Source organism: Hyphomonas sp. NPDC076881 (assembly GCF_050269995.1).
Classification (GTDB): Bacteria; Pseudomonadota; Alphaproteobacteria; order Caulobacterales; family Hyphomonadaceae; genus Hyphomonas.
The window spans coordinates 47,028-66,836 of sequence record NZ_JBNNJJ010000018.1 but is presented as its reverse complement, the minus strand read 5'-3'; the positions used below and the strand labels follow the sequence as shown (position 1 = coordinate 66,836).

Genomic DNA, 19,809 nt, shown 5'->3' with positions numbered 1-19,809 from the left:
ATCTGCTCGTCTGAAAATCTGCTCTTGCGCATGTGTCATCCTCTCTAATCGAGAGAGTCTGCAAAATCATGGCCGGAATTCAGGGGGCTGGGTCACCCTCTCCCTCTGGGAGAGGAGGGGCCCGCGCCCGGAGGGCGTGGGAGGTGAGGGCTCTGCCCGCGCGGCCTAGCTCTTCCGTTCCGGGAGTTTCTTGCGCTTGGTGGAGGCCATTTCCTCAAGCTCTTTCTGGCTCATGGACGCCTGCATCTTCTTCGAGGCACCCTGGAGTTTGGATTTGGGGGTGTCGCCGCGTTTGGCGGAGAGGGCCGCGCCGGCGGCTTTCTGCTGGGCTTCGGACTTGGCTTTCATGGCACGCTTCCTTTCGCTGGGGCCGCGCGCGTCCTCCCACGGAGGTTCTAATGCGCGAGGGCGGGAAAGGTTGCGTCTGCGCCCTTGAGACTTGTGAAGCTAACTTGATCGATAAGGGATCGAACTGGCTGTAACTTTGACGCGAGAAAGATCGATTCCAGCTCTACGTAACATATTCAACGTGGCGGAATGCTTGTGAGGAAGGTCGGACGTTGGTCCTATCATCACTTCAGTAAGGATTTTATCCAATGTGATCGGACCATTAGCTAGTTCGGGATCATCTTTAAGCGGGAGGCAGAAGAACTCGAACAAGCCTCTCGCACTAATTTGAGGCTTCAAATATTCCAGATACTTATTGCTTGAGTGGCTGCGTCTCCAAACAAATCGCCATTCGCGCTCAATTCCGAACCCTGGATGTTTATGTGTCACTGCTAGAAAGAAAAGAAGCTCATTAAAAGCGCTCGCGAAAATACTAGCTGGCAGGTTCCGTTCTTCGTCAGAAAGTGAAACTAGAGCATCCCGAAAGATACGTAAAAGTGCTGCGCATCTATGAGCGAACTCATGCTCTGTCTCGTACCGAACAGGCCAGAAAGTGATCTCACTGTATCTCAGGGTCCCCAATTGAATCACTTTGGGGTCGATAGCAATGGCAACACCATTACCATCCGCTGCATAGCTGCGCCACATTGCAAGGTTATCGTGTTGGAATGCCACCAAGTCACAATTTGACCAACACGAAATAAAGGTATCGTAAGGGTCGCTTAAGCTGTTCTCGATGAAGACCTTATCGACTTCTGCAAGTTGATTTGGGTAGCTGTGCATCAGGTCTCGAACGATCGTGCTGACTTCCGAGCTGTCATCTCGGACTAATTCTTGTACAAGCCTTTTTCCATGTCGCACCTCATTGTAATCGTTCATCCTGTCGATTGAGCTGAACCACAGCTCGTTATTTTCAACAATTGACTTGAAGGATGCGAAGTTAGTGTAGTGGACGAGGCATTTCAGCTCGTCAGTGTTCGAATAAACCTGATCATTTAGAGAATCGACCAACTTGTACCAAAGGGCCACGCCGGGTTCGATTACCTCTTCGGTCATTGTCTAAACATCCACCTCAGCTTCCAGCGCAAACTCTTCGATAAACTCGCGGCGGGGTTCGACCACGTCGCCCATCAGTTTGGTGAAGAGTTCGTCGGCTTCGTCGGCGTGTTCGACTTTGACCTGCAGGAGGGTGCGGGCGTTGGCGTCCAGTGTGGTTTCCCAGAGCTGGCCGGCGTTCATTTCGCCCAGGCCCTTGTAGCGCTGGATCTTCAGGCCCTTGCGGCCGGATTCGAGCACTGCGCCCAGCAGGGTCGATGGTCCGTTCACGGCAATTTCGCCGCCTTTCTCATGGCGCAGGATGGCGGGCTCGGCATAAAGCTCGCGCAGGCCATTGGCGCGCTCGGTGAGGCGCATGGCGTCCTGGCTGGCGAGGAGGGCGGGGGGCAGGACGGCGGTTTCGTCCACGCCGCGCACGGTGCGCTGCAAGACAAGCGCGCCTTCGACGAAGCGGCCGACCCAGGTGTCTTCGCCTTCTTCGGCGAGGCGGTTGAGGCGGGCGGCGGTCGCGTCTGCCTCTGCCTGGCCCGCGCCGGGCTTCATCGCGCCGGTGAGGGCGGCGTGCTCGATCAGGTCTGCCGGCGCGCGCAGGGCGAGACGGCGCAGGCTGGCGCGGAAGCTCGCGGCCTGGTGGACCTGCTCGCGCAGGTCAGCGCCGGCAATCTGCGTGCCATCGGCAAGGATCAGGGTTTCGCCGCTCGTGCCTTCCTCGATCAGGTAGGCTTCGAGCTCTCCATCATCCTTGACATAGCGCTCGGAGCGCCCGCGCGTGACTTTGTAGAGCGGGGGCTGGGCGATGTAGAGGAAACCGCGCTCGATAATCTCCGGCATCTGACGATAGAAGAAGGTGAGCAGCAGGGTGCGGATGTGGGCGCCATCGACGTCAGCATCGGTCATGATGATGATCTTGTGATAGCGCAGCTTGTTGATGTCGAACTCATCCCGCCCGATGCCGGCGCCGAGCGCCATGATCAGTGTGCCGACCTGATCGGAGGAGAGCATCTTGTCAAAGCGCGCGCGCTCGACGTTGAGGATCTTGCCGCGCAGGGGGAGGATGGCCTGATTGTCCCGGCTGCGGCCCTGTTTGGCAGAGCCGCCGGCGGAATCCCCCTCGACGATGAAGAGTTCGGATTTGGCCGGATCTTTTTCCTGGCAGTCTGCCAGTTTTCCCGGAAGGGAGGTGATGTCGAGCGCGGATTTGCGGCGGGTGAGCTCGCGCGCCTTGCGGGCGGCCTCACGGGCGGCGGCGGCCTCGACGATCTTCTCCATGATGATCTGGGCCTTCTTGGGGTTCTCCTCGAACCACTCGCCCAGCTTCTCGTTGATCAGGCTTTCGACGACCGGGCGGACCTCGGAGGAGACGAGCTTGTCTTTCGTCTGTGAGCTGAACTTCGGGTCCGGCACCTTGACCGACAGAACGCAGGTCATCCCCTCGCGGGCGTCGTCGCCGGAGATCTCGACCTTGGATTTCTTCGCCACGCCGGTTTCGTTGGCGTATTTGTTGATGATGCGCGTGAGCGCGCCGCGGAAGCCGGCCAGGTGGGTGCCGCCATCGCGCTGGGGGATGTTGTTGGTGAAGCAGAGGACCGATTCGTGATAGCTGTCGGTCCACTCCATCGCGGCCTCGACGGTGATGCCGTCCTTCTCGCCGATGACATAGATCGGCTCGCCGATCAGGGATTGTTTCTGGCGGTCGACATGCTGGACGAAGGCCTTCACGCCGCCTTCATATTCCAGCACGGTCTCATAGGGCTCTGCCTCCCGCTCGTCGCGGAAGATGATCCGCACACCGCTATTGAGGAAGGCGAGCTCCCGCAGGCGGTGTTCCAGGGTCTTGCGGTCGTAATCGGTCATCGTGAAGGTGGCGGGCGAGGACAGGAAGCGCACGGCGGTGCCGGTATAGGGCTTGCCATTCTCGCGCTTCGGGGAAGGCCCGCGCGTTTCCAGCGGCGCCTCAACCCGGCCGCCCTCGACGAAGCGGACGAAGTGTTCCTTGCCTTCGCGGTGGATGGTCAGCTCCAGCCAGTCAGACAGAGCGTTGACGACCGAGACGCCCACGCCGTGCAGGCCGCCGGAGACCTTGTAGGAGTTGGAATCGAACTTACCGCCCGCGTGCAGCTGGGTCATGATCACCTCGGCGGCGGAGACGCCTTCGGTGGGGTGCATGCCGACGGGGATGCCGCGGCCGTTATCGGTGATTTCGGCCGAGCCATCGGGGTAGAGCGTGACGGTGACGCGGTCGGCATGGCCGGCGAGGGCCTCGTCAATGGCGTTGTCGACGACCTCGTAGATCATGTGGTGGAGGCCGGAGCCGTCATCGGTGTCGCCGATATACATGCCGGGGCGCTTGCGCACGGCATCCAGGCCCTTCAGGACCTTGATGGAGCCCGCGCCATATTCGCCTTCGCCGCCCTGTTCGGGGGCTTCGGGATGGATGTCTTCGGCCATGGGAATTGCTTTCTCGATGATTCTTCGAAATTCCCCTTAAATATAGGGGATTTACGCTCCGCTGGGAACCGGAGCGGCAATCATTTTGCAGTGCCGCGGGGGCGGCAAAAAAGTATTTGGAATCAGGGGATTGCCGAGGGTTTTCGGGGCGGCGGGGCCGCCCCGGCGGCGGCTTACGCGCGCGGCTTCTTCAGACCCTGGAAACTCTTGCCTTTTGGCCCCTTGGGCGGGCCGGATTTACCGCCCGGTTTGCCCTTGCCGGCCGGCTTGCCCGAGGGCTTTCCGGCAGACTTTCCGGGGCCCTTGGTGAAGGACGGCTTGTCCTTGCTGCCGGCCCAGGCGGGCTTGGCGGGACGCTCGCTGCGGCCTTCCTCGCGGGGGCCGTCATACCGCTTTCCGGCGGGCTTTTCAGCGCGGCTGGGGCGGTCTTTCCAGTCGGGGCGCTCGCTGCTGCGGGCGGGACGTTCGGCGGGGTTCCAGTCGCCCTTGCGCTCACGCGGTTCGCGGCGCTCCGGGCGCTCGGCGCGGTCGAAGCGGGGCGGGCGATCCTCGCTGCGGCTTTCGCTGCGCCCTTCCGGGCGGCGTTCGCGGCGGGGCGGAGGGCCGGCATCCTCGATCTCGGGCACGCCGTCGAGCGGGAAGGCCTGCAGGCTGCCCTCAAGGCGGCCATTCTCGGCGTGCTCGAACAGGCGCTCGGCGCCTTCAGGGGTCAGCTCGACATGGGTGTTGCCGGAATTGATGCGGATCTGGCCGATCTGATCGCGGTCGATGCCGCCGGCCTTGCAGAGCATGGGCAGCAGCCATTTGGGATCGGCATTCTTCTTGCGGCCGACATTGATGGCGATCCAGACGGCGCCGTCGATGCTGGCGCGTTCACGCCGGGCGCGGGGTTCACGCGGCTCGCGCGGTTCGCGGTCTGACCAGTCGCGGCGTTCGCGGGGGGCGCGTTCGGGGCGGTCCTGCCATTCCCGCTCGCCGCGATCCTCGCGGGGTTTGCGGGCCGGGCGGTCGTCCACTTCGCGCAGGTCTTCGGGCGCCGAGCGGCCAGCGCGGGCCTTGCGGATGAAAGCGGCGGCGATCTGCTCGGGCGTATGTTCCGCCATCAGACGGGCAACGAGGTCTTCTTCTTTCTCCATCATCGGATTGGTGAGCGCGGTATCGGCCAGAAGGCGGGCGTCATCGCGCGCGGTGACATCATCGGCAGACGGCGGGCGGCCCCAGCGGGCCTCGACCTTTGCGTCCTGCAGAAGCCGCTCGACCCGGCGGCGGGCCTTGGGCGCAACGATCAGTGTGCTGATACCCTTGCGGCCAGCGCGGCCCGTGCGGCCAGAGCGGTGGAGCAGGGTGGCCGGATCACGCGGCAGGTCTGCATGGATCACGAGGTCAAGCTTTGGCAGGTCCAGGCCGCGGGCGGCCACATCGGTGGCGATGCAGACGCGGGCACGGCCAGAGCGCAGCGAGGAAAGGGCGTTGGCGCGCTCTTTCTGGCTGAACTCGCCCGACAGGGCGACCACGCTGAAACCGCGATTACCAAGGCGGGTGACGAGATGGTTCACGGCCACGCGCGTGGAGCAGAAGACGATGGCGCTTTCGGTATCGGAATGGCGCACGATGTTGACGATGGCGTTTTCTTCATCTCCCGGGGCGACCATCAGCGCTTCATAGGCGATGTCGGCATGGGCGCTGGTGTCGCTGGCCGTGGTAATGCGCAGGGCGTCTTTCTGGTAGCGGCTGGCCAGTGCTGCGATGCCTTTTGGCACAGTGGCCGAGAACATCAGGGTACGGCGATCCTCAGGGGTGTCTTCGAGGATGTGCTCAAGTTCCTCGCGGAAGCCCATGTCGAGCATCTCGTCGGCTTCATCGAGTACCACAGCGCGGATTTCGGAGGTGTCGAGCGAGCCGCGATTGATATGGTCTGACAGGCGGCCCGGCGTGCCGACAACGATATGGGCGCCGCGTTCCAGGGCCCGGCGCTCGTCGCGCATGTCCATGCCGCCGACGCAGGTGGCGATTTCGGCATTGGCGTTGGCGTAGAGCCAGCGCAGCTCGCGGGCGACCTGCAGGGCAAGCTCGCGCGTGGGCGCGATGATCAGGCCGAGGGGGGCGGACGCGCGGATGAGGAAGGTTTCTTCCCCGGCGAGGAGCTCATTCGCGATGGCGAGGCCGAAGGCAACCGTTTTGCCTGAACCGGTGCGCGCGGAGACCAGAAGGTCGCGTCCTTCCAGTTCCGGCGCAGTGGCGGCGGACTGGACTTCGGTAAGGTTTTCGTAGCCACGCTCAAGGATGGCTGCGCGGAGGGCGGCAGGCAGGGTTTCAGGCAGATTCATGGAGGAGACAAGACTTTCAGGCGTCACAATCGGTGCCCAATGACACAGAACGGGGGCGGGCGCCATGGCAGGACGCCACATAAGGGAGAATACTTACAGTGAACATCCTTAAGCGGTGGTATCTCCCCGGCCATGAAAGACGCCTGGATCCCCTACGCGACGCGCGCTGTGCCCCGCTATACCAGCTATCCGACGGCGGCGGATTTTACGCCTGAGACGGGCGTGGCCGCGGCCATGGCCTGGTCGGCGGCCACACGCGCCGATGAGGCGATCTCCGCCTATCTGCACATTCCCTTCTGCGACAAGCTCTGCTGGTATTGCGGCTGTGCCACCAGCGTGCCCAATGGTTACCGGCGGGTGGCGGAGTATGTGGACCTTCTGCTGAAGGAGGTTTCGCTGCGCGGGCGGGCGATGGGGCCGCATGGCGGGATCGGCCATCTGCACTTTGGCGGCGGCTCTCCCAACATTTTGAACCCGAATGATTTCCTGGAACTGATGGACGCATTGCAGCGCCATTTCGGCCTCCGCACGGGCGCGGAAATTGCTGTGGAACTGGACCCGCGCACGATGAAGCCGGGGCAGGTGCCCACTTTTGCGCGCGCCGGGGTCAACCGGGTGAGCCTCGGGGTGCAGACACTCGCGGAGGATGTGCAGCATGCGATCAACCGCATCCAGCCGCGCGACATGGTGGTGGCGCTGATCGAGGATCTGCGCGGGGCGGGCATCGATGCCATCAACATGGACCTGATGTATGGCCTGCCTTACCAGACGACGCAGCATGTGGTGGAGGCCGCGCGCTTTGCCGCCGAGATGGGCGCGGCGCGTGTCTCCGTGTTCGGCTATGCGCATGTGCCCTGGTTTGCCAAACATCAGCGCGCGATTGATGAGAACGCCCTGGCGGGCCTCCATGAGCGGTTCACGCAGGCCCGTGTGGCGGCGATGACCCTGGAAGGGGCAGGCTATGTGGCCATCGGGCTTGATCATTACGCCCGGGCCGATGACACGCTGGCGATTGCCGCGCGCGAAGGCCGCCTGCACCGGAATTTCCAGGGGTATACGGATGACCCGTGCGAAACCCTGATCGGCATGGGCGCCACGGCCATTTCGCAGTTCCGCGAGGGCTTCAGCCAGAACCTCAAGGACCGCAAGGCGTGGGGCGAAGCGGTCACCGCAGGCCATTTGCCAGCCGAGCGCGGCATTGCTCTGACGCCGGACGACCGCCTGCGCGCCCGGGCGCTGGAGACGCTGATGTGCCGGCTGGAGGTGGATGCGGCGGAAGTGTGCGCCGGGATGGGCGTGCCCGACGACCGGCTGGACGGCGCGCTGGACGCGGCGCGGGAGCTGGAGCGGATAGGGCTCTGCCATGTTTCCGGAACGGTGGTGACCGTGCCGGAAGAGGCGCGCATCATGCTGCGCACGGTGGCGCAGTGCTTTGACGCGCGCTCACCCGCCGCCGCGCCGCAGCGCCACGCAAAGGCGGTCTAGCCTTTCAGGGCTTTGGCATGATGGGCGATGTGTTCGTCCATGAAGGTGGCGATGAAATAATAGTCGTGGCCGTAGCCTTCGCGCAGGCGGTAATCGAGCCGCTGGCCGTCTTTCTCGCACGCCTGGATGAAGATTTCCGGTTTGAGCTGGGTTTCGAGGAAACTGTCGGCGGTGCCCGTATCGATCAGGATCAGGGCTTTGGACTGGCGCTCTTTCACCAGCTCTGTGGCGTCATACTGTTCCCAGGCGACGGAGAGGGGGCCGAGATAGGCGGTGAACGCCTTTTCGCCCCAGGGCACGCGGGCGGGGGATGTGATGGGCGAGAAGGCCGAGCAGGATTTGTAGGTATCCTGATGTTTCAGATGCAGTGTGATGGCGCCGTGGCCGCCCATGGAGTGGCCGAAGATGCCCTGACGCGACATATCCGCTGACGGAACATTCGCCGCGATGAGGGCGGGGAGTTCATCGGTGATATACTGGTCCATCCTGTAGTTTTTGGCCCAGGGGGCCTGCGTGGCCGTGAGGTAGAAGCCTGCGCCCTGGCCGAGATCATAGGCGTCGTCATTGGGCACATGTTCGCCGCGGGGGGAGGTGTCTGGGGCGATGATGATGAGGCCGTGGCGGGCGGCATGTTCCTGCACGCCGGATTTTTCCATCATGTTGGCCCAGGTGCAGGTGAGGCCGGAGAGATACCAGAGCACCGGCACGGGGCCATGGGCGGCCTGGGGCGGAACATAGACGGCAAAGCGCATGGCGCAGCCGAGCAGGGGGCTCTCATGATCATAGACCGAAAGCGTGCCGCCGAAGGATTTCCAGGCGGAGACTTGGGTAAGCTGGGTCATGGGCATACTCTCTGGCTGGCAGGCAAACGGGGATAGGGCCCTTCTGGCCTCTTGCCGCCCGCCTCGTCAAGGAAAGCGGGGCGGGGGCTTGCCTGATTTATTGGCATTTGAGATGACAATACAAAGCAAGAGACGTCAAAGGGACAGGCATGGGCGGATATACGCTGTATGGGGCTGAGGTCAGCTATTTCACGGGCAAGGCGCGGGCCTATCTGCGCTGGCGGGGCGTGGACTTTCGCGAGGAGCTGGCCACGCAGGCGGTTTACCGCGATGTGATCCTGCCGAAGGTCGGCTGGCCGGTGATCCCCGTGATGGTGACGCCGGAGGGCGAGGTGGTGCAGGACTCTGCCGACATCATCGAGACGGTGGAAGCGCGCGAGGGGCTTGCCCCGCCCGCGATACCGCAGACGCCGCTGCAGCGGTTCGTGGCGCAGCTGCTCCATCTCTATGCGGATGAATGGCTGACCCTGCCGGCGATGCATTACCGGTGGAGCTATAACGAGGATTGGGCTTATGCCGAGTTTGGCGCTCTGTCTGCGCCGCAGGCCAGCTGGGGCGAGCAGTATGAGATCGGCAAGAAGAATGGCCAGCGCTTCAAGGGCGCGCTGCCGATCCTGGGCGTGCATCCCGAAACCATTCCGGGGATCGAGGCATCTTATGAAGCGTTCCTGGGAGAGTTTTCGGCGCATCTCGAGCAGCATCCCTATCTGCTGGGCGCGCGGCCGTGCCTGGCGGACTTTGCCTTTATCGGGCCGCTCTATGCGCATCTTTACCGCGACCCGGCCTCTGGCGAACTGATGAAGCGGCTGGCGCCGCGCGTGGCCGGCTGGGTGGAGCGGGCGCATGCGGGCGGGAAGGGCGCGGGTGATCTGCTGGCGGAGGACGCGATCCCCGAAACGCTGGAGCCGATCCTGGCGCGGCAGATGCGCGAGCAGTTTCCGGCGCTGGAGGAGACGGCGCGGCTGTTTGAGGGCTGGGCCCGTGAGGCGGCAGCGGGCGCATTCCTGCCGCGCGGGCTGGGGGAAATCTGGATCGATATTGAAGGCACGCGCGGCCCGGCGCAGGCACGGACCTTTCCGCTCTACCGGCTGCAGGCGGTGACCGACGCCTATGACGCGATGGACGAGGCCGCGAAGGCGCGGGCAGATGCGTTGCTGGAGCGCGTGCGCGGGGAACCTTTGAAGACTTTCCGCCTGTCAAAACGCCTTGTGCGGATGAATTACCGGCTGGCGCTGGCGTAAGGTACTGGGGGGAGGCTGGTAACGCAGACCGCGCTCATCCTGAGCGAAGTCGAAGGATGCGCCAAACAGAACTGCCGCCAGCCCCGGCTCGTCCTTCGACTTCGCTCAGGATGAGCCGTCCGGGGCGCTATAGCGGGGGCGGGGGAAGGAGATGGCGAAGCCGTTTTCGATATAGCCTTCGTCGGGCTGGTTATGCGGGCTTCCGCCGTCGGAATAATAGTCGAGGGCGGGCCAGCGGGCGGCGATCTCTGCCTTCAGGGCTGGCGTGAGGCCGTCTCGCATATGCGCGACAGGTCGGGCGTATCCGGGGCGGGATAGACCATGGCCGGATACTCCCCGCTGTCATCAGCCGCGCATCATGGCGCAGATCTTATTGCCGTCCGGATCGCGCAGGTAGGCGAGGTAGAGCTTCATGCCGCCGCCTTCGCGCCAGCCCGGCGGGTCTTCGATGGCGGTGCCGCCGGCTTCCACGCCGGCCTTGTGCCAGGCGTCTGCCTGCTCGGTGGAGGTCGCTGCAAACCCGATCGTGCCGCCATTGGCGTGGCAGGCGGGCTGGCCGTCGATTGGCTGGGTGACCAGGAACATGCTGCCATTGTGGATATAGATCAGGCGGCCTTTCGGGTCCTGGATCGCCGGCTTCCCGCCGAGCGCGCCGAACAGGGCGTCATAGAATTTCTTCGATTTGCCGATGTCATTAGACCCGACCATGACGTGACTGAACATTTACGTTTCCTCTTCGTTGTTGATTAGACCTGCCTTATGCAATGCTGCTCGGGATCGAAACCGGACTCGGGCGCATCTCTCTCGATCTTCAATTGGCGTATCGTCTGTGCACGAGCACTGTTGCGACAGCCAAGTCAGATCGTGGGCTTCAAGCCACAGAGCAACTCGACCTAGTTCACATTCGCGCTCGGGATTTGTTGGCTCGATCTTCTTGGGCATCAATATACCACCACGCTCCGGATACTCTTGCCCTCGTGCATCAGGTCGAAAGCGTCGTTGATCTTGTCCAGCGTCATGACGTGGGTGATCATCGGGTCGATTTCGATTTTGCCGTTCATGTACCAGTCGACGATTTTCGGAACGTCCGTACGCCCCTTGGCGCCGCCGAAGGCGGTGCCGCGCCAGTTGCGCCCCGTGACGAGCTGGAAGGGACGTGTGCTGATTTCCTTGCCCGCTTCAGCCACACCGATGATGACGCTGGTGCCCCAGCCGCGATGGCAGCATTCCAGCGCCTGGCGCATGACGGTGGTGTTGCCGGTGCAGTCAAAGGAATAGTCTGCGCCCCCGCCGGTCAGCTCGACAATATGCGCGACGACATCGGAGACGTTCTTCGGGTTGACGAAATGCGTCATGCCGAATTTGCGGCCCCATTCTTCCTTACTGTCATTGATATCGACGCCGACGATCATGTCCGCACCCGCCATGCGCGCGCCCTGGATGACGTTGAGGCCGATGCCGCCGAGGCCAAAGACGACGACATTCTCACCCACCTGAACCTTGGCCGTGTTGACGACGGCGCCGACGCCGGTGGTGACGCCGCAGCCGACATAGCAGGCTTTGTCAAACGGCGCGTCTTCGCGGATTTTCGCCACGGCGATTTCCGGGAGGACGGTGAAGTTCGAGAAGGTGGAGCAGCCCATATAGTGGAAGACCGGCTGGCCTTTATAGCTGAAGCGGCTGGTGCCGTCCGGCATCAGGCCCTTGCCTTGTGTGGCGCGAATGGCCGTACACAGATTGGTCTTGCCCGAGAGGCAGCTTTTGCACTGGCGGCATTCGGGCGTGTAAAGCGGGATGACGTGATCGCCCTGCTTCACGCTGGTGACGCCCGCGCCCACCTCGCGCACGATGCCAGCCCCCTCATGGCCGAGGACGGACGGGAAGATGCCTTCACTGTCCAGCCCGTCGAGCGTGTAGGCGTCGGTGTGGCAGATGCCCGTGGCCATGATCTCGACCAGCACTTCACCGGCCTTGGGGCCTTCCAGATCAAGCTCGACAATCTCGAGCGGTTTCTTGGCTTCAAAGGCGACGGCGGCGCGGGTTTTCATGGGGCAGGCTCCTTATTTCGAACCCTTACCTAATCTGCTGCGGGGCCGGGGTCCACTGCCGGCTGGGGGTCTATTCGGAGAGGGCGGCTGTGCCTTCGTCCACGCGGATGCGCTGGGCGCGGTCGCCGAAGGCTTCGAAGAGGAAGGCTTCGGTGCCCGTCAGCCAGGCCTGGCCGCCGAGGGCGGAGAGCTCGTCGAAGAGGGCGGCGCGGCGGTCGGGATCAAGGTGGGCGGCGGCTTCATCGAGCAGCAAGAGGGGCGAGGGGCCCGAGCCGCCCGCAGACAGGGCGGTGGCGGAGGCGAGGATGAGCCCGATCAGCAGGGCTTTCTGCTGGCCGGTAGAGGCTTCCCCCGCAGGGGCGGCCGTGGGCCGGTGGATGACGGCGAGGTCTGTGCGGTGGGGGCCTGCGAGCGTGCGCCCGGCGGCGATGTCGCGGCGGCGGCCGTTCCGGTAGGCATCCACCAGCAGGTCGAAGATGGTGCGGAAGTCTTCGCCCCTCAGGGCGGCGGCTTCGGCCTCGCCTTCCAGGGTGAGGTCTGCCTTCGGGAAATGACCTTCGGGGCGCGCGTCGATGGCCAGTTGGAGGGCTTCGAGCACGATGGCGCGGTTGATGGCCATCTCGGTGCCCGCTTCGGCGAGGCGGGCCTCGATGGCGTCGGCCCAGGCGGGGTCGACATGGCCGCGCTCGATCAGGGCATTGCGTTCGGCCAGGGCTTTTTCATAGCGCGCGGAGGCTTTGCCATGGGCGGGCAGATGGGCGAGCACCAGCCGGTCGAAGAAGCGGCGGCGGTCGGACGCGCCGCCCCGGAATACGCCGTCCATCGCCGGGGTGAGCCAGACGATGCGGATACGCTCGGCGAGGTCGCCGGGGGAGGCGGGCGCGCCATCAATCCGTACATTGCGCTTGGCGGCGCCGGAGCCTTCCAGATGGATGGAGATTTTCTGCTCATCATCCAGCGTGGCGGCGAGCGCCCAGCCGCCGGGCGCGTCGCGGCGGGTCATCTCGGAAAGCTGGGCGCTGCGCAGGCCGCGGCCGGGGCCGAACTGGCTGACGGCTTCGAGAAGGTTCGTCTTGCCCGCGCCATTGGAGCCATAGAGGCAGACATGGCGCCCATCGAGGCGCAGCGTCAGGCCCGCATAGTTGCGGAAGTCTGTCAGGCTGAGACGGGTGAGGGCGGTCATGAAACTCTCCCGCCGCCACGCCGGGCAGGGTGTCTCCGCTGGCGCGGTTACACCCGCAGCGGCATCACCACATAGCGCGCAGATCCATCCGACGGATCGAGCACGAGCGCGGGTGAGGCCGGGTCGTTGAACATGAATTCGACATCGGGCGATTCAATCTGGCTGGCGATGTCGAGCAGGTATTTGGCGTTGAAGCCGATTTCCATCGGATCGGCTTCATACTCGGCTTCGATCTCTTCATTGCCCGCGCCGGTTTCGGCATGGTTGACGGCGAGCGTCAGGCGGCCATTGGCAACCGACAGCTTCACAGAGCGCGACCGCTCTGCCGAGACGGTGGAGACGCGGTCCACGGCGGCCTCGAAGGATTTGTTGTCGACGGTCATCTTCTTGTCGTTGCCCTTCGGGATGACGCGGGCGTAATCGGGGAAGGAGCCGTCGATCAGTTTCGACGTCAGCACGGCGCGGCCGGCGCGCAGGATGATCTTGGTGTCGGAGACTTCGATCTCGACATCCTCGTCCAGCCCATCGACCAGGCGGCGGGCTTCGCCGACCGTCTTGCGGGGCACGATCACGCCGGTGAGCTTCTCGGCGCCTTTGGGGGCTTTCAGCTCAGCCAGCGCCAGGCGGTGGCCGTCGGTGGCCACGGTGCGCAGCACGGCGCTGCCATCATCGGCCTTGGCGGCATGCAGATAGATGCCGTTGAGATAATAGCGCGTCTCCTCGGTGGAGATGGCGAAACGGGTCTTGTCGATCAGGCGCGCAAACTCCTTGGCCGGGAGCTTGAAGCTGACGGCGCCTTCATCCGGCGTCATCGTCTGGAAATCGGAGGCGGGCAGGGTGGGTAGCTCGAACCGCGAGCGGCCGGCGGCAATCGTCAGGCGCTGGGATTCCGGGTTGAGCTCCAGCTCCACCTCGGCGCCGGAGGGCAGCTTGCGGACAACATCGAACAGCGTACCGGCCGGGGCGGTGATGGCGCCGGGCTTGGAGACTTTCGCATCGGCAGAGTCGACCGCTTCGATGTCGAGGTCTGTTGCGGTGAGCTTCAGCGCGCCCTGGGAGGCTTCGAGCAGGACGTTGGAGAGGATCGGAATCGTCGTCCGGCGCTCGACAATGTTCTGGACATGGCTGAGGGCGTCCAGAAGGTCTCCGCGTTCGATCGTCAGTTTCATCGTGTCATCCGTCCATCAGGGAGCCGGCCAGGGCTCCGTTTCCTAGTCTTGCGCCGGGTTTTCATTAAGCTCTGTTCTGCCGGGGCCGGCAAGAATCAGCCCGCTCCGGGCAGGAGCGGGCTGCAGAGCCTTAACGAACTTCCGGAAAAAGCCAAGCGCTGGCGCTGAGCGGACCCGGAAAAGGGGTCAGTTTTGACCGCTTTCCATCAGCTCGTGGATCACCGCCTGTACCTTGGCGATATCGGAGGCAAGCTCCTGATCTTTTCCGAGATCCCCATCCATGCGCCGGAACGCATAGAGAACCGTTGTGTGGTCGCGTTTGCCGAAGGCGCGGCCGATCTGGGGGAAGGATTTCCGGGTCATGGTCCGGCAGAGATACATCGCGATCTGACGCGGATAGACGAAACCGCGCATCTTGCTGGGGCCTTCAAGGTCCGACTTCGCAATCGGGAAGACTTTCAGTGTCGCGCGCTTGATCACCTCGATCGAGGGCTCGCGCTGCTCGCCCGCATGACGGCGGATAATCTTCTCGAGCATCTCCATCGTCGGGGCGCGCTCGCCAAAGCCCGCCTCGGTGTAGAGACTCCACACGGCGCCGGTCAGCTCGCGGCCGGGGCCACGGATGCCGTTATTGAGGCGCTGCATCATCTCTTCGGTCAGCACGAAAGCCGGGTGGTTCTCGGCGATGTGACCGGCGAGGCGCACGAGGATTTCGCGGCGCATGTCCGCGTCGGGCAGGGCGACCTCAACGGCGGTGGCGCCCTTGATTTCGCTGCGCATCCGCTGGCCGAAGCCGTTGGCTTCACCCGGCGCGGAGTCGCCCACCAGAACGACCTGGCCGCCATTGGAGGTGACTTCGCGGATGTTCTGATAGAGTTCAGCCTCGGTGCCCGGCTTGCCGGCGATCCGGTGCAGGTCGTCGATCAGCAGGATCGAGGCGGCCCGCAGGCGCTTCTTCAGGTCGCTCGTGTCACGGGCTTTGACGCCGTCGAGATAGGCCGACATGAATTCCTCAGCTGTCAGATACACGATCCGGCGTCCGGCATCCCGGCGGGCCGTCTCCTGGCGGAGCGCCTGCATCAGGTGGGTCTTGCCGGTGCCCGGAGGGCCATAGATCAGCGTGGTGGCGGTGCCGGCCGGAAGGCCTGCCGCGATACGCTTTGCCAGCGTCACGGCGATCTCGTTCGACGGGCCGGTGACCAGTGTATCGAAGGTCATGGCTGGGCCAGCTCCAGACGAGGTGGCGGGCGCCTCAGGCTCAGCCGGCGCGGCCGGTGCCTCGATTGCCCACGGGTCATCGACCAGATCGCGCAGATCCGCCGGAGCATTCCGCCAACAGATCAATTTGAACGTGCGCTCTGCCGGGTCAGCGGCGGCCCACAGTTTCTCGATCAAGCGCAGATACTGGCTGGTTACCCGATCAAAGGCCAGCGGATCCCGCGCAGCCACGATCATTTCGCCTTCATGGTCTGCGACGAGGCGCAGATCTTCAATCCAGCGGTCAAATTCAGCTTCCGCGATCTTGTCCCGCAGGACATCGCGAACGCCATTCCAGATCCTTTGACCCGTCGCTTCAAAAGCATCGTTGTTATCGACCGCCTCTGATCCAAAAGGCGAGACAGTCATTCCGTTTCGGTCCATCACCGAGCCCCGTTTCTAATTATCTTCGCTCATCCCAGCGAGTACACGACACTACCCGGCAGGCCCCCGCCTGAAACACAAAAAACTCTGTACCGGGACTAAATTCGCTGGTATGGAGAAATTATTCCCGGGGGATTTTTCTGGCAAGTACTAACTTTTTTTGACAGCCGCATTTCGCGTGTTGACATTGCGGTCTCCGAAAAAAAATCAGCAGAGATTCATGCAACTGACGTCTCAAAAAAAGTTTGAAGTGATTGCCCGCTTACTTTTGTTCGCTTCTGTTCTGTCAATACGGAAAGCATTCTCAGGCCTGTGGAATACATTTTTTTTGACCTTGCTTTTGCTGGGCTGCAACATCGCCGCGCGGCAACCTTGATCCCATGGAAAAATTGCCCCCTGATCCATCAAGATGGAGGGGTTATGGCACTGCCGGAGACATTTCCCGCGCCTGCCATGGGGAGGGGGCAGAAAAGGAAAACCCGCCGGGCGCTTACCTGGCGGGCCATCTTTTCAGCTACCGCTTAAAAGGCTGGTAGCAAGCCTGCGCGCTGCCCTCAGGCCATTGCCTTGACGCGGGCCGAAAGGCGCGAAACCTTGCGGGAAGCCGTGTTCTTGTGGGTCACGCCTTTGGTCACGGAGCGCATGATTTCCGGCTGGGCAGCTTTCAGGGCTTCCTGAGCGGCCGACTTGTCGCCGGATGCGATCGCTTCTTCGACCTTGCGAACATAGGTGCGCACGCGAGAGCGGCGGGCTTTATTGACCTCGGTGCGCGCTTCGATCTTGCGCACCATTTTCTTGGCTGAGCGGGTATTCGCCATAACAAACTCCTGGCGCCCGGCGGGAACTCCCTCGGGCAGAAGGCGCGGAGATACATAAACGGCCCTGTGGCGTCAACCGCCATCATGACGGAAAAGCAGCCTTTTCGCCGCCGCCGTCAGCGATCCCGGAAATGCGCGGACCGCTTCTCCACATAGGCTTTCATGCCTTCTTTCTGGTCATCGGTGGCAAAAAGGGACTGGAACAGGCGGCGTTCGAACTGGATTCCCTGCGATAGCGGGGTTTCGAAGGCCGCATTGATGGCTTCCTTGGTCATCATGGCAGCAGCCCGGGGCATGGCGGCGATGGTGGTGGCCAGGGTCCGGGCTTCTTCCATCAGCTCATCGGCGGGCACGATCCGGGCGACAAGGCCGCAGCGTTCGGCTTCGTCGGCCTCCATCATCCGTCCGGTCAGGCAGAGTTCCATGGCTTTCGACTTGCCGATGGCGCGGGTAAGGCGCTGGGTGGCCCCGGCGCCGGGCATCACGCCGAGGCGGATTTCCGGCTGGCCGAAGCGGGCATTGTCGGCGGCCAGGATGATGTCGCACATCATGGCGAGTTCGCAGCCCCCGCCGATGGCATAGCCCCCGACCGCCGCGATGATCGGCTTGCGGGCCCGGGCGGCGCGTTCCCAGTTCCGGGTGATGAAATCCTCATAATAGGACTGGGGGAAGGTCTTGCCCTGGATTTCCTTGACATCTGCGCCGCCGGAGAAGGCCCGTTTGGAGCCCGTGAGGATCACGCAGAGGATGGTGTCGTCCGCCTCGAACCGGTCCAGCGCCTGGGTAAGTTCCGACATCATCTCCTCGCTGAGGGCGTTCAGGCTCTCGGCGCGGTTCATCTGGATGACGGCATATCCGTCTTCGGTGTTCACTTCGGTGATGAGGGTCTTGTAGGCCATGATGGGTCCTTGAGGGGAGGGCGGCGGCAGGGCTGCCGGTGTCTGTCTTTGGGATGCAGGCGCTGCTGGGTCGCGTCGTTCTGGTTTCAGGTCAGGAGGGCTGATCAGGAAAACGTGCGTGGATGGTGCAGGGCGGGGCCTCAGCAATTGTGGCGATCTGGAGGCGGCGTATACGCCTACATGAACAGTTTGTCACCCCGGTCACCTGCCGCCTGTCCATCCCGGGGCAGGGCTTCTATATCTTGGGGCATGAGCCCGCCCCCTTCCGACACGCCTGATCCTGAACGCAACCGCCTTTCCGGCCGCATTGCGCGCACGGCGAAGGTGGGCGCCAACCTTTCCGGCGCGGGGCTGACCTTTGCTGCCCAGTCGCTGTTTGGCGGGGACAAGGGGGATGAGCGGGTGGCCAGGGCGATGGCGGCGGCGCTGGGCAAGTCCAAGGGGCCGCTGATGAAGGTGGCGCAGATGGTGTCCACCGTGCCGGACCTTTTGCCGCCGGAATATGCCGCCGAGTTTGCCAAGCTGCAGGCTGCGGCCCCGGCCATGGGCTGGCCCTTCGTGAAGCGGCGGATGCGGGCCGAGCTGGGGGCGGACTGGGAGGGCAAGTTTGCGGCGTTTGGCAAGGAAGCGAGCCATGCCGCCTCGCTGGGGCAGGTGCATGAAGCCACCCTGCATGATGGCCGCAAGGCTGCCTGCAAGCTGCAATATCCGGACATGGCGAGCGCGGTGGAAGCCGATATCGGACAACTGCGGACACTTCTGGGCCTCTTCAAACGCATGGACGGCTCGATTGATGCCGACGAGATGGTTGAGGAGATCACCGACCGGCTGCGCGAGGAACTCGATTACGCCCGTGAGGCCAAGCATATGGCGCTCTACCGGGACATGCTGGCCGACAAGGCGTTCATCACCTGCCCGGAGCCGGTAACGGAGCTGTCGACGGCCCGGCTCATCACCATGACCTGGCTGGAGGGCGACCGGCTCGACGCATTTCAGACCGCGCCGCAGGAAGTGCGCAACCGGATCGCCGAGATGCTGTTCTGGACCTGGTGGGCGCCGATGAACTCCTACGCGGTGATCCATGGCGACCCGCATCTTGGCAATTATCAGGTGACCGGCGGCGGGGAGGGGATCAACCTTCTCGATTTTGGCTGCGTGCGCATCTTCCCGCCGGCTTTTGTGGCGGGCGTGGTCGATCTCTACCGGGCGATGCTGCACGATGATTTCGATGCCGCTTATGCTGCCTATGAGGCCTGGGGGTTCCAGAACCTGTCGCGGGAGCTGGTGGAGGTGCTGAACGTTTGGGCGCGCTTCATCTATGGGCCAATCATCGATGACCGGGTGCGCACGGTGGCCGACGGGGTTTCGGCGGGCGAGTATGGCCGCAAGGAAGCGTTCCGGGTGCGCCAGCTGCTGAAGGAGAAGGGACCGGTGAAGATCCCGCGCGAGTTCGTGTTCATGGACCGCGCCGCCATCGGCCTTGGCGCCGCCTATCTGCGGCTGGGGGCGGAGCTCAATTTTCACCAACTGTTTGAAGAGAGCCTTGAGGGCTTCTCGGTGGAGACGGTGGCGGCACGGCAGGCGGAGGCGCTCGGCCGGGCGGGGCTGGCATGACGCGCGCAGATCGGTGGCCCCTCGTGCTGATTGTTCTTGGTGTGCTGGGGTTTGCAGTTCTTGCCGGGCTGGTTTCTGCCGGCGCCGCGCATGGCTTCGATCATGGAGTGCTGCGCTGGTTCCGGGTGCCCGGGGACTTGTCGCAACCGGTTTTCAGCGCCTGGCTGACGCATCCGATGGCGGACATCACGGCACTTGGCGGATACACGGCCCTGACCCTGCTGACCCTCGGAGCGGCGCTCTATTATGCCTTGCTGAGAAACTACGTCACGGCGATCATTTTATCATTGGCCATCGGGTCGAGCGGCCTGCTGACCCACCTGCTGAAACAGGGGATCGACAGGCTGCGCCCCGACCTTGTGGATCATCTGACCCATACGGCGCATTCCAGTTTTCCCAGCGGCCACGCCCTGCAGGCAACCGCTGCCTTTCTGATCATCGGCGCATTGCTGGCCAGCGGGCAGCCGGCCCGGCCCATCAGGACACTGATCTATGCCGGCGCGATCCTGCTGACCTTTCTTGTCGGGATCAGCAGGATTTATCTTGGCGTTCACTGGCCGACCGATGTGCTGGCAGGCTGGTGCCTGGGCACCGCCTGGGCAGCCTTGTGGTGGCTGGTACTGCGCCGGGTGGCCGCGCGCTGACCCTGCC

Annotated in this window: 17 protein-coding genes; 4 read left to right on the top strand and 13 right to left on the bottom strand. The window is 63.5% G+C overall.

The window, feature by feature from the left end; genetic code table 11:
* Positions 1 to 165 precede the first annotated feature (165 nt).
* The 4 genes from ACQKI2_RS16765 to ACQKI2_RS16750 form a co-directional block, all read right to left on the bottom strand.
* Entirely contained in the window at positions 166 to 348 is a 183-nt protein-coding gene (locus ACQKI2_RS16765; RefSeq protein WP_427380771.1) for a DUF3008 family protein, read from the bottom strand.
* A gap of 99 nt (positions 349 to 447) precedes the next feature.
* On the bottom strand, positions 448 to 1,443 hold the full coding sequence (locus tag ACQKI2_RS16760) for a DUF2971 domain-containing protein (protein WP_427380770.1): 996 nt from the start codon (positions 1,441 to 1,443) through the stop codon (positions 448 to 450).
* A gap of 3 nt (positions 1,444 to 1,446) precedes the next feature.
* The gene (gene gyrB, locus ACQKI2_RS16755; protein ID WP_427380769.1) at positions 1,447 to 3,891 is read right to left on the bottom strand and encodes a DNA topoisomerase (ATP-hydrolyzing) subunit B; all 2,445 of its coding nucleotides are present in this window, start codon (positions 3,889 to 3,891) and stop codon (positions 1,447 to 1,449) included.
* A gap of 173 nt (positions 3,892 to 4,064) precedes the next feature.
* Entirely contained in the window at positions 4,065 to 6,218 is a 2,154-nt protein-coding gene (locus ACQKI2_RS16750) for a DEAD/DEAH box helicase (protein ID WP_427380768.1), read from the bottom strand.
* Between the two features lie 132 nt (positions 6,219 to 6,350).
* Here ACQKI2_RS16750 and hemN point away from each other — a divergent pair, with 132 nt between their 5' ends.
* Positions 6,351 to 7,703 (top strand): oxygen-independent coproporphyrinogen III oxidase, encoded by a 1,353-nt coding sequence (gene hemN, locus ACQKI2_RS16745; protein WP_427380767.1) that lies wholly within the window; start codon positions 6,351 to 6,353, stop codon positions 7,701 to 7,703.
* Here the strand turns inward: hemN and fghA are convergent.
* Positions 7,700 to 8,545: an S-formylglutathione hydrolase gene (gene fghA / locus ACQKI2_RS16740; protein ID WP_427380766.1), complete on the bottom strand. Its 846-nt coding sequence runs from the start codon at positions 8,543 to 8,545 to the stop codon at positions 7,700 to 7,702. The genes hemN and fghA overlap by 4 nt on opposite strands.
* A 149-nt stretch (positions 8,546 to 8,694) precedes the next feature.
* Between fghA and ACQKI2_RS16735 the strand changes: the two genes are divergently transcribed.
* A complete protein-coding gene (locus tag ACQKI2_RS16735) occupies positions 8,695 to 9,786 on the top strand; it encodes a glutathione S-transferase (RefSeq protein ID WP_427380765.1) in 1,092 nt (363 codons plus the stop codon).
* A gap of 105 nt (positions 9,787 to 9,891) precedes the next feature.
* On the opposite strand, the gene ACQKI2_RS16730 is transcribed toward ACQKI2_RS16735, so the two are convergent.
* The 8 genes from ACQKI2_RS16730 to ACQKI2_RS16695 form a co-directional block, all read right to left on the bottom strand.
* On the bottom strand, positions 9,892 to 10,068 hold the full coding sequence (locus ACQKI2_RS16730; protein WP_427380764.1) for a hypothetical protein: 177 nt from the start codon (positions 10,066 to 10,068) through the stop codon (positions 9,892 to 9,894).
* Between the two features lie 63 nt (positions 10,069 to 10,131).
* Positions 10,132 to 10,509 (bottom strand): VOC family protein, encoded by a 378-nt coding sequence (locus ACQKI2_RS16725; RefSeq protein WP_427380763.1) that lies wholly within the window; start codon positions 10,507 to 10,509, stop codon positions 10,132 to 10,134.
* 218 nt (positions 10,510 to 10,727) lie between these two features.
* Positions 10,728 to 11,834 carry an S-(hydroxymethyl)glutathione dehydrogenase/class III alcohol dehydrogenase gene (locus ACQKI2_RS16720; RefSeq protein ID WP_427380762.1) on the bottom strand — a complete coding sequence of 369 codons (1,107 nt, stop codon included), beginning with the start codon at positions 11,832 to 11,834 and terminating at the stop codon, positions 10,728 to 10,730.
* A gap of 70 nt (positions 11,835 to 11,904) precedes the next feature.
* Positions 11,905 to 13,017: a DNA replication/repair protein RecF gene (recF, locus tag ACQKI2_RS16715; RefSeq protein WP_427380761.1), complete on the bottom strand. Its 1,113-nt coding sequence runs from the start codon at positions 13,015 to 13,017 to the stop codon at positions 11,905 to 11,907.
* A gap of 47 nt (positions 13,018 to 13,064) precedes the next feature.
* Complete coding sequence (gene dnaN, locus ACQKI2_RS16710) at positions 13,065 to 14,186, bottom strand: DNA polymerase III subunit beta (RefSeq protein WP_427380760.1); 1,122 nt, start codon at positions 14,184 to 14,186, stop codon at positions 13,065 to 13,067.
* 186 nt (positions 14,187 to 14,372) lie between these two features.
* Positions 14,373 to 15,812 (bottom strand): chromosomal replication initiator protein DnaA, encoded by a 1,440-nt coding sequence (gene dnaA / locus ACQKI2_RS16705; RefSeq protein ID WP_427380759.1) that lies wholly within the window; start codon positions 15,810 to 15,812, stop codon positions 14,373 to 14,375.
* A gap of 569 nt (positions 15,813 to 16,381) precedes the next feature.
* Complete coding sequence (gene rpsT, locus ACQKI2_RS16700; protein WP_035594036.1) at positions 16,382 to 16,645, bottom strand: 30S ribosomal protein S20; 264 nt, start codon at positions 16,643 to 16,645, stop codon at positions 16,382 to 16,384.
* A 116-nt stretch (positions 16,646 to 16,761) separates the two neighbouring features.
* Complete coding sequence (locus ACQKI2_RS16695) at positions 16,762 to 17,544, bottom strand: enoyl-CoA hydratase-related protein (protein WP_035594038.1); 783 nt, start codon at positions 17,542 to 17,544, stop codon at positions 16,762 to 16,764.
* A gap of 249 nt (positions 17,545 to 17,793) precedes the next feature.
* Here ACQKI2_RS16695 and ACQKI2_RS16690 point away from each other — a divergent pair, with 249 nt between their 5' ends.
* Positions 17,794 to 19,158 carry an ABC1 kinase family protein gene (locus tag ACQKI2_RS16690; protein WP_427380758.1) on the top strand — a complete coding sequence of 455 codons (1,365 nt, stop codon included), beginning with the start codon at positions 17,794 to 17,796 and terminating at the stop codon, positions 19,156 to 19,158.
* Positions 19,155 to 19,802 carry a phosphatase PAP2 family protein gene (locus ACQKI2_RS16685; protein ID WP_427380757.1) on the top strand — a complete coding sequence of 216 codons (648 nt, stop codon included), beginning with the start codon at positions 19,155 to 19,157 and terminating at the stop codon, positions 19,800 to 19,802. Before ACQKI2_RS16690 ends, ACQKI2_RS16685 begins: the two co-directional genes overlap by 4 nt.
* Positions 19,803 to 19,809 lie beyond the last annotated feature (7 nt).

Excerpts from the sequence above, each read along its gene's own strand:
- ACQKI2_RS16765 (WP_427380771.1), bottom strand. The coding sequence starts at position 348 with ATGAAAGCCAAGTCCGAAGCCCAGCAGAAAGCCGCCGGCGCGGCCCTC.
- ACQKI2_RS16760 (WP_427380770.1), bottom strand. The coding sequence starts at position 1,443 with ATGACCGAAGAGGTAATCGAACCCGGCGTGGCCCTTTGGTACAAGTTG.
- gyrB (WP_427380769.1), bottom strand. The coding sequence starts at position 3,891 with ATGGCCGAAGACATCCATCCCGAAGCCCCCGAACAGGGCGGCGAAGGC.
- ACQKI2_RS16750 (WP_427380768.1), bottom strand. The coding sequence starts at position 6,218 with ATGAATCTGCCTGAAACCCTGCCTGCCGCCCTCCGCGCAGCCATCCTT.
- hemN (WP_427380767.1), top strand. The coding sequence starts at position 6,351 with ATGAAAGACGCCTGGATCCCCTACGCGACGCGCGCTGTGCCCCGCTAT.
- fghA (WP_427380766.1), bottom strand. The coding sequence starts at position 8,545 with ATGACCCAGCTTACCCAAGTCTCCGCCTGGAAATCCTTCGGCGGCACG.
- ACQKI2_RS16735 (WP_427380765.1), top strand. The coding sequence starts at position 8,695 with ATGGGCGGATATACGCTGTATGGGGCTGAGGTCAGCTATTTCACGGGC.
- ACQKI2_RS16730 (WP_427380764.1), bottom strand. The coding sequence starts at position 10,068 with ATGCGAGACGGCCTCACGCCAGCCCTGAAGGCAGAGATCGCCGCCCGC.
- ACQKI2_RS16725 (WP_427380763.1), bottom strand. The coding sequence starts at position 10,509 with ATGTTCAGTCACGTCATGGTCGGGTCTAATGACATCGGCAAATCGAAG.
- ACQKI2_RS16720 (WP_427380762.1), bottom strand. The coding sequence starts at position 11,834 with ATGAAAACCCGCGCCGCCGTCGCCTTTGAAGCCAAGAAACCGCTCGAG.
- recF (WP_427380761.1), bottom strand. The coding sequence starts at position 13,017 with ATGACCGCCCTCACCCGTCTCAGCCTGACAGACTTCCGCAACTATGCG.
- dnaN (WP_427380760.1), bottom strand. The coding sequence starts at position 14,186 with ATGAAACTGACGATCGAACGCGGAGACCTTCTGGACGCCCTCAGCCAT.
- dnaA (WP_427380759.1), bottom strand. The coding sequence starts at position 15,812 with ATGACTGTCTCGCCTTTTGGATCAGAGGCGGTCGATAACAACGATGCT.
- rpsT (WP_035594036.1), bottom strand. The coding sequence starts at position 16,645 with ATGGCGAATACCCGCTCAGCCAAGAAAATGGTGCGCAAGATCGAAGCG.
- ACQKI2_RS16695 (WP_035594038.1), bottom strand. The coding sequence starts at position 17,544 with ATGGCCTACAAGACCCTCATCACCGAAGTGAACACCGAAGACGGATAT.
- ACQKI2_RS16690 (WP_427380758.1), top strand. The coding sequence starts at position 17,794 with ATGAGCCCGCCCCCTTCCGACACGCCTGATCCTGAACGCAACCGCCTT.
- ACQKI2_RS16685 (WP_427380757.1), top strand. The coding sequence starts at position 19,155 with ATGACGCGCGCAGATCGGTGGCCCCTCGTGCTGATTGTTCTTGGTGTG.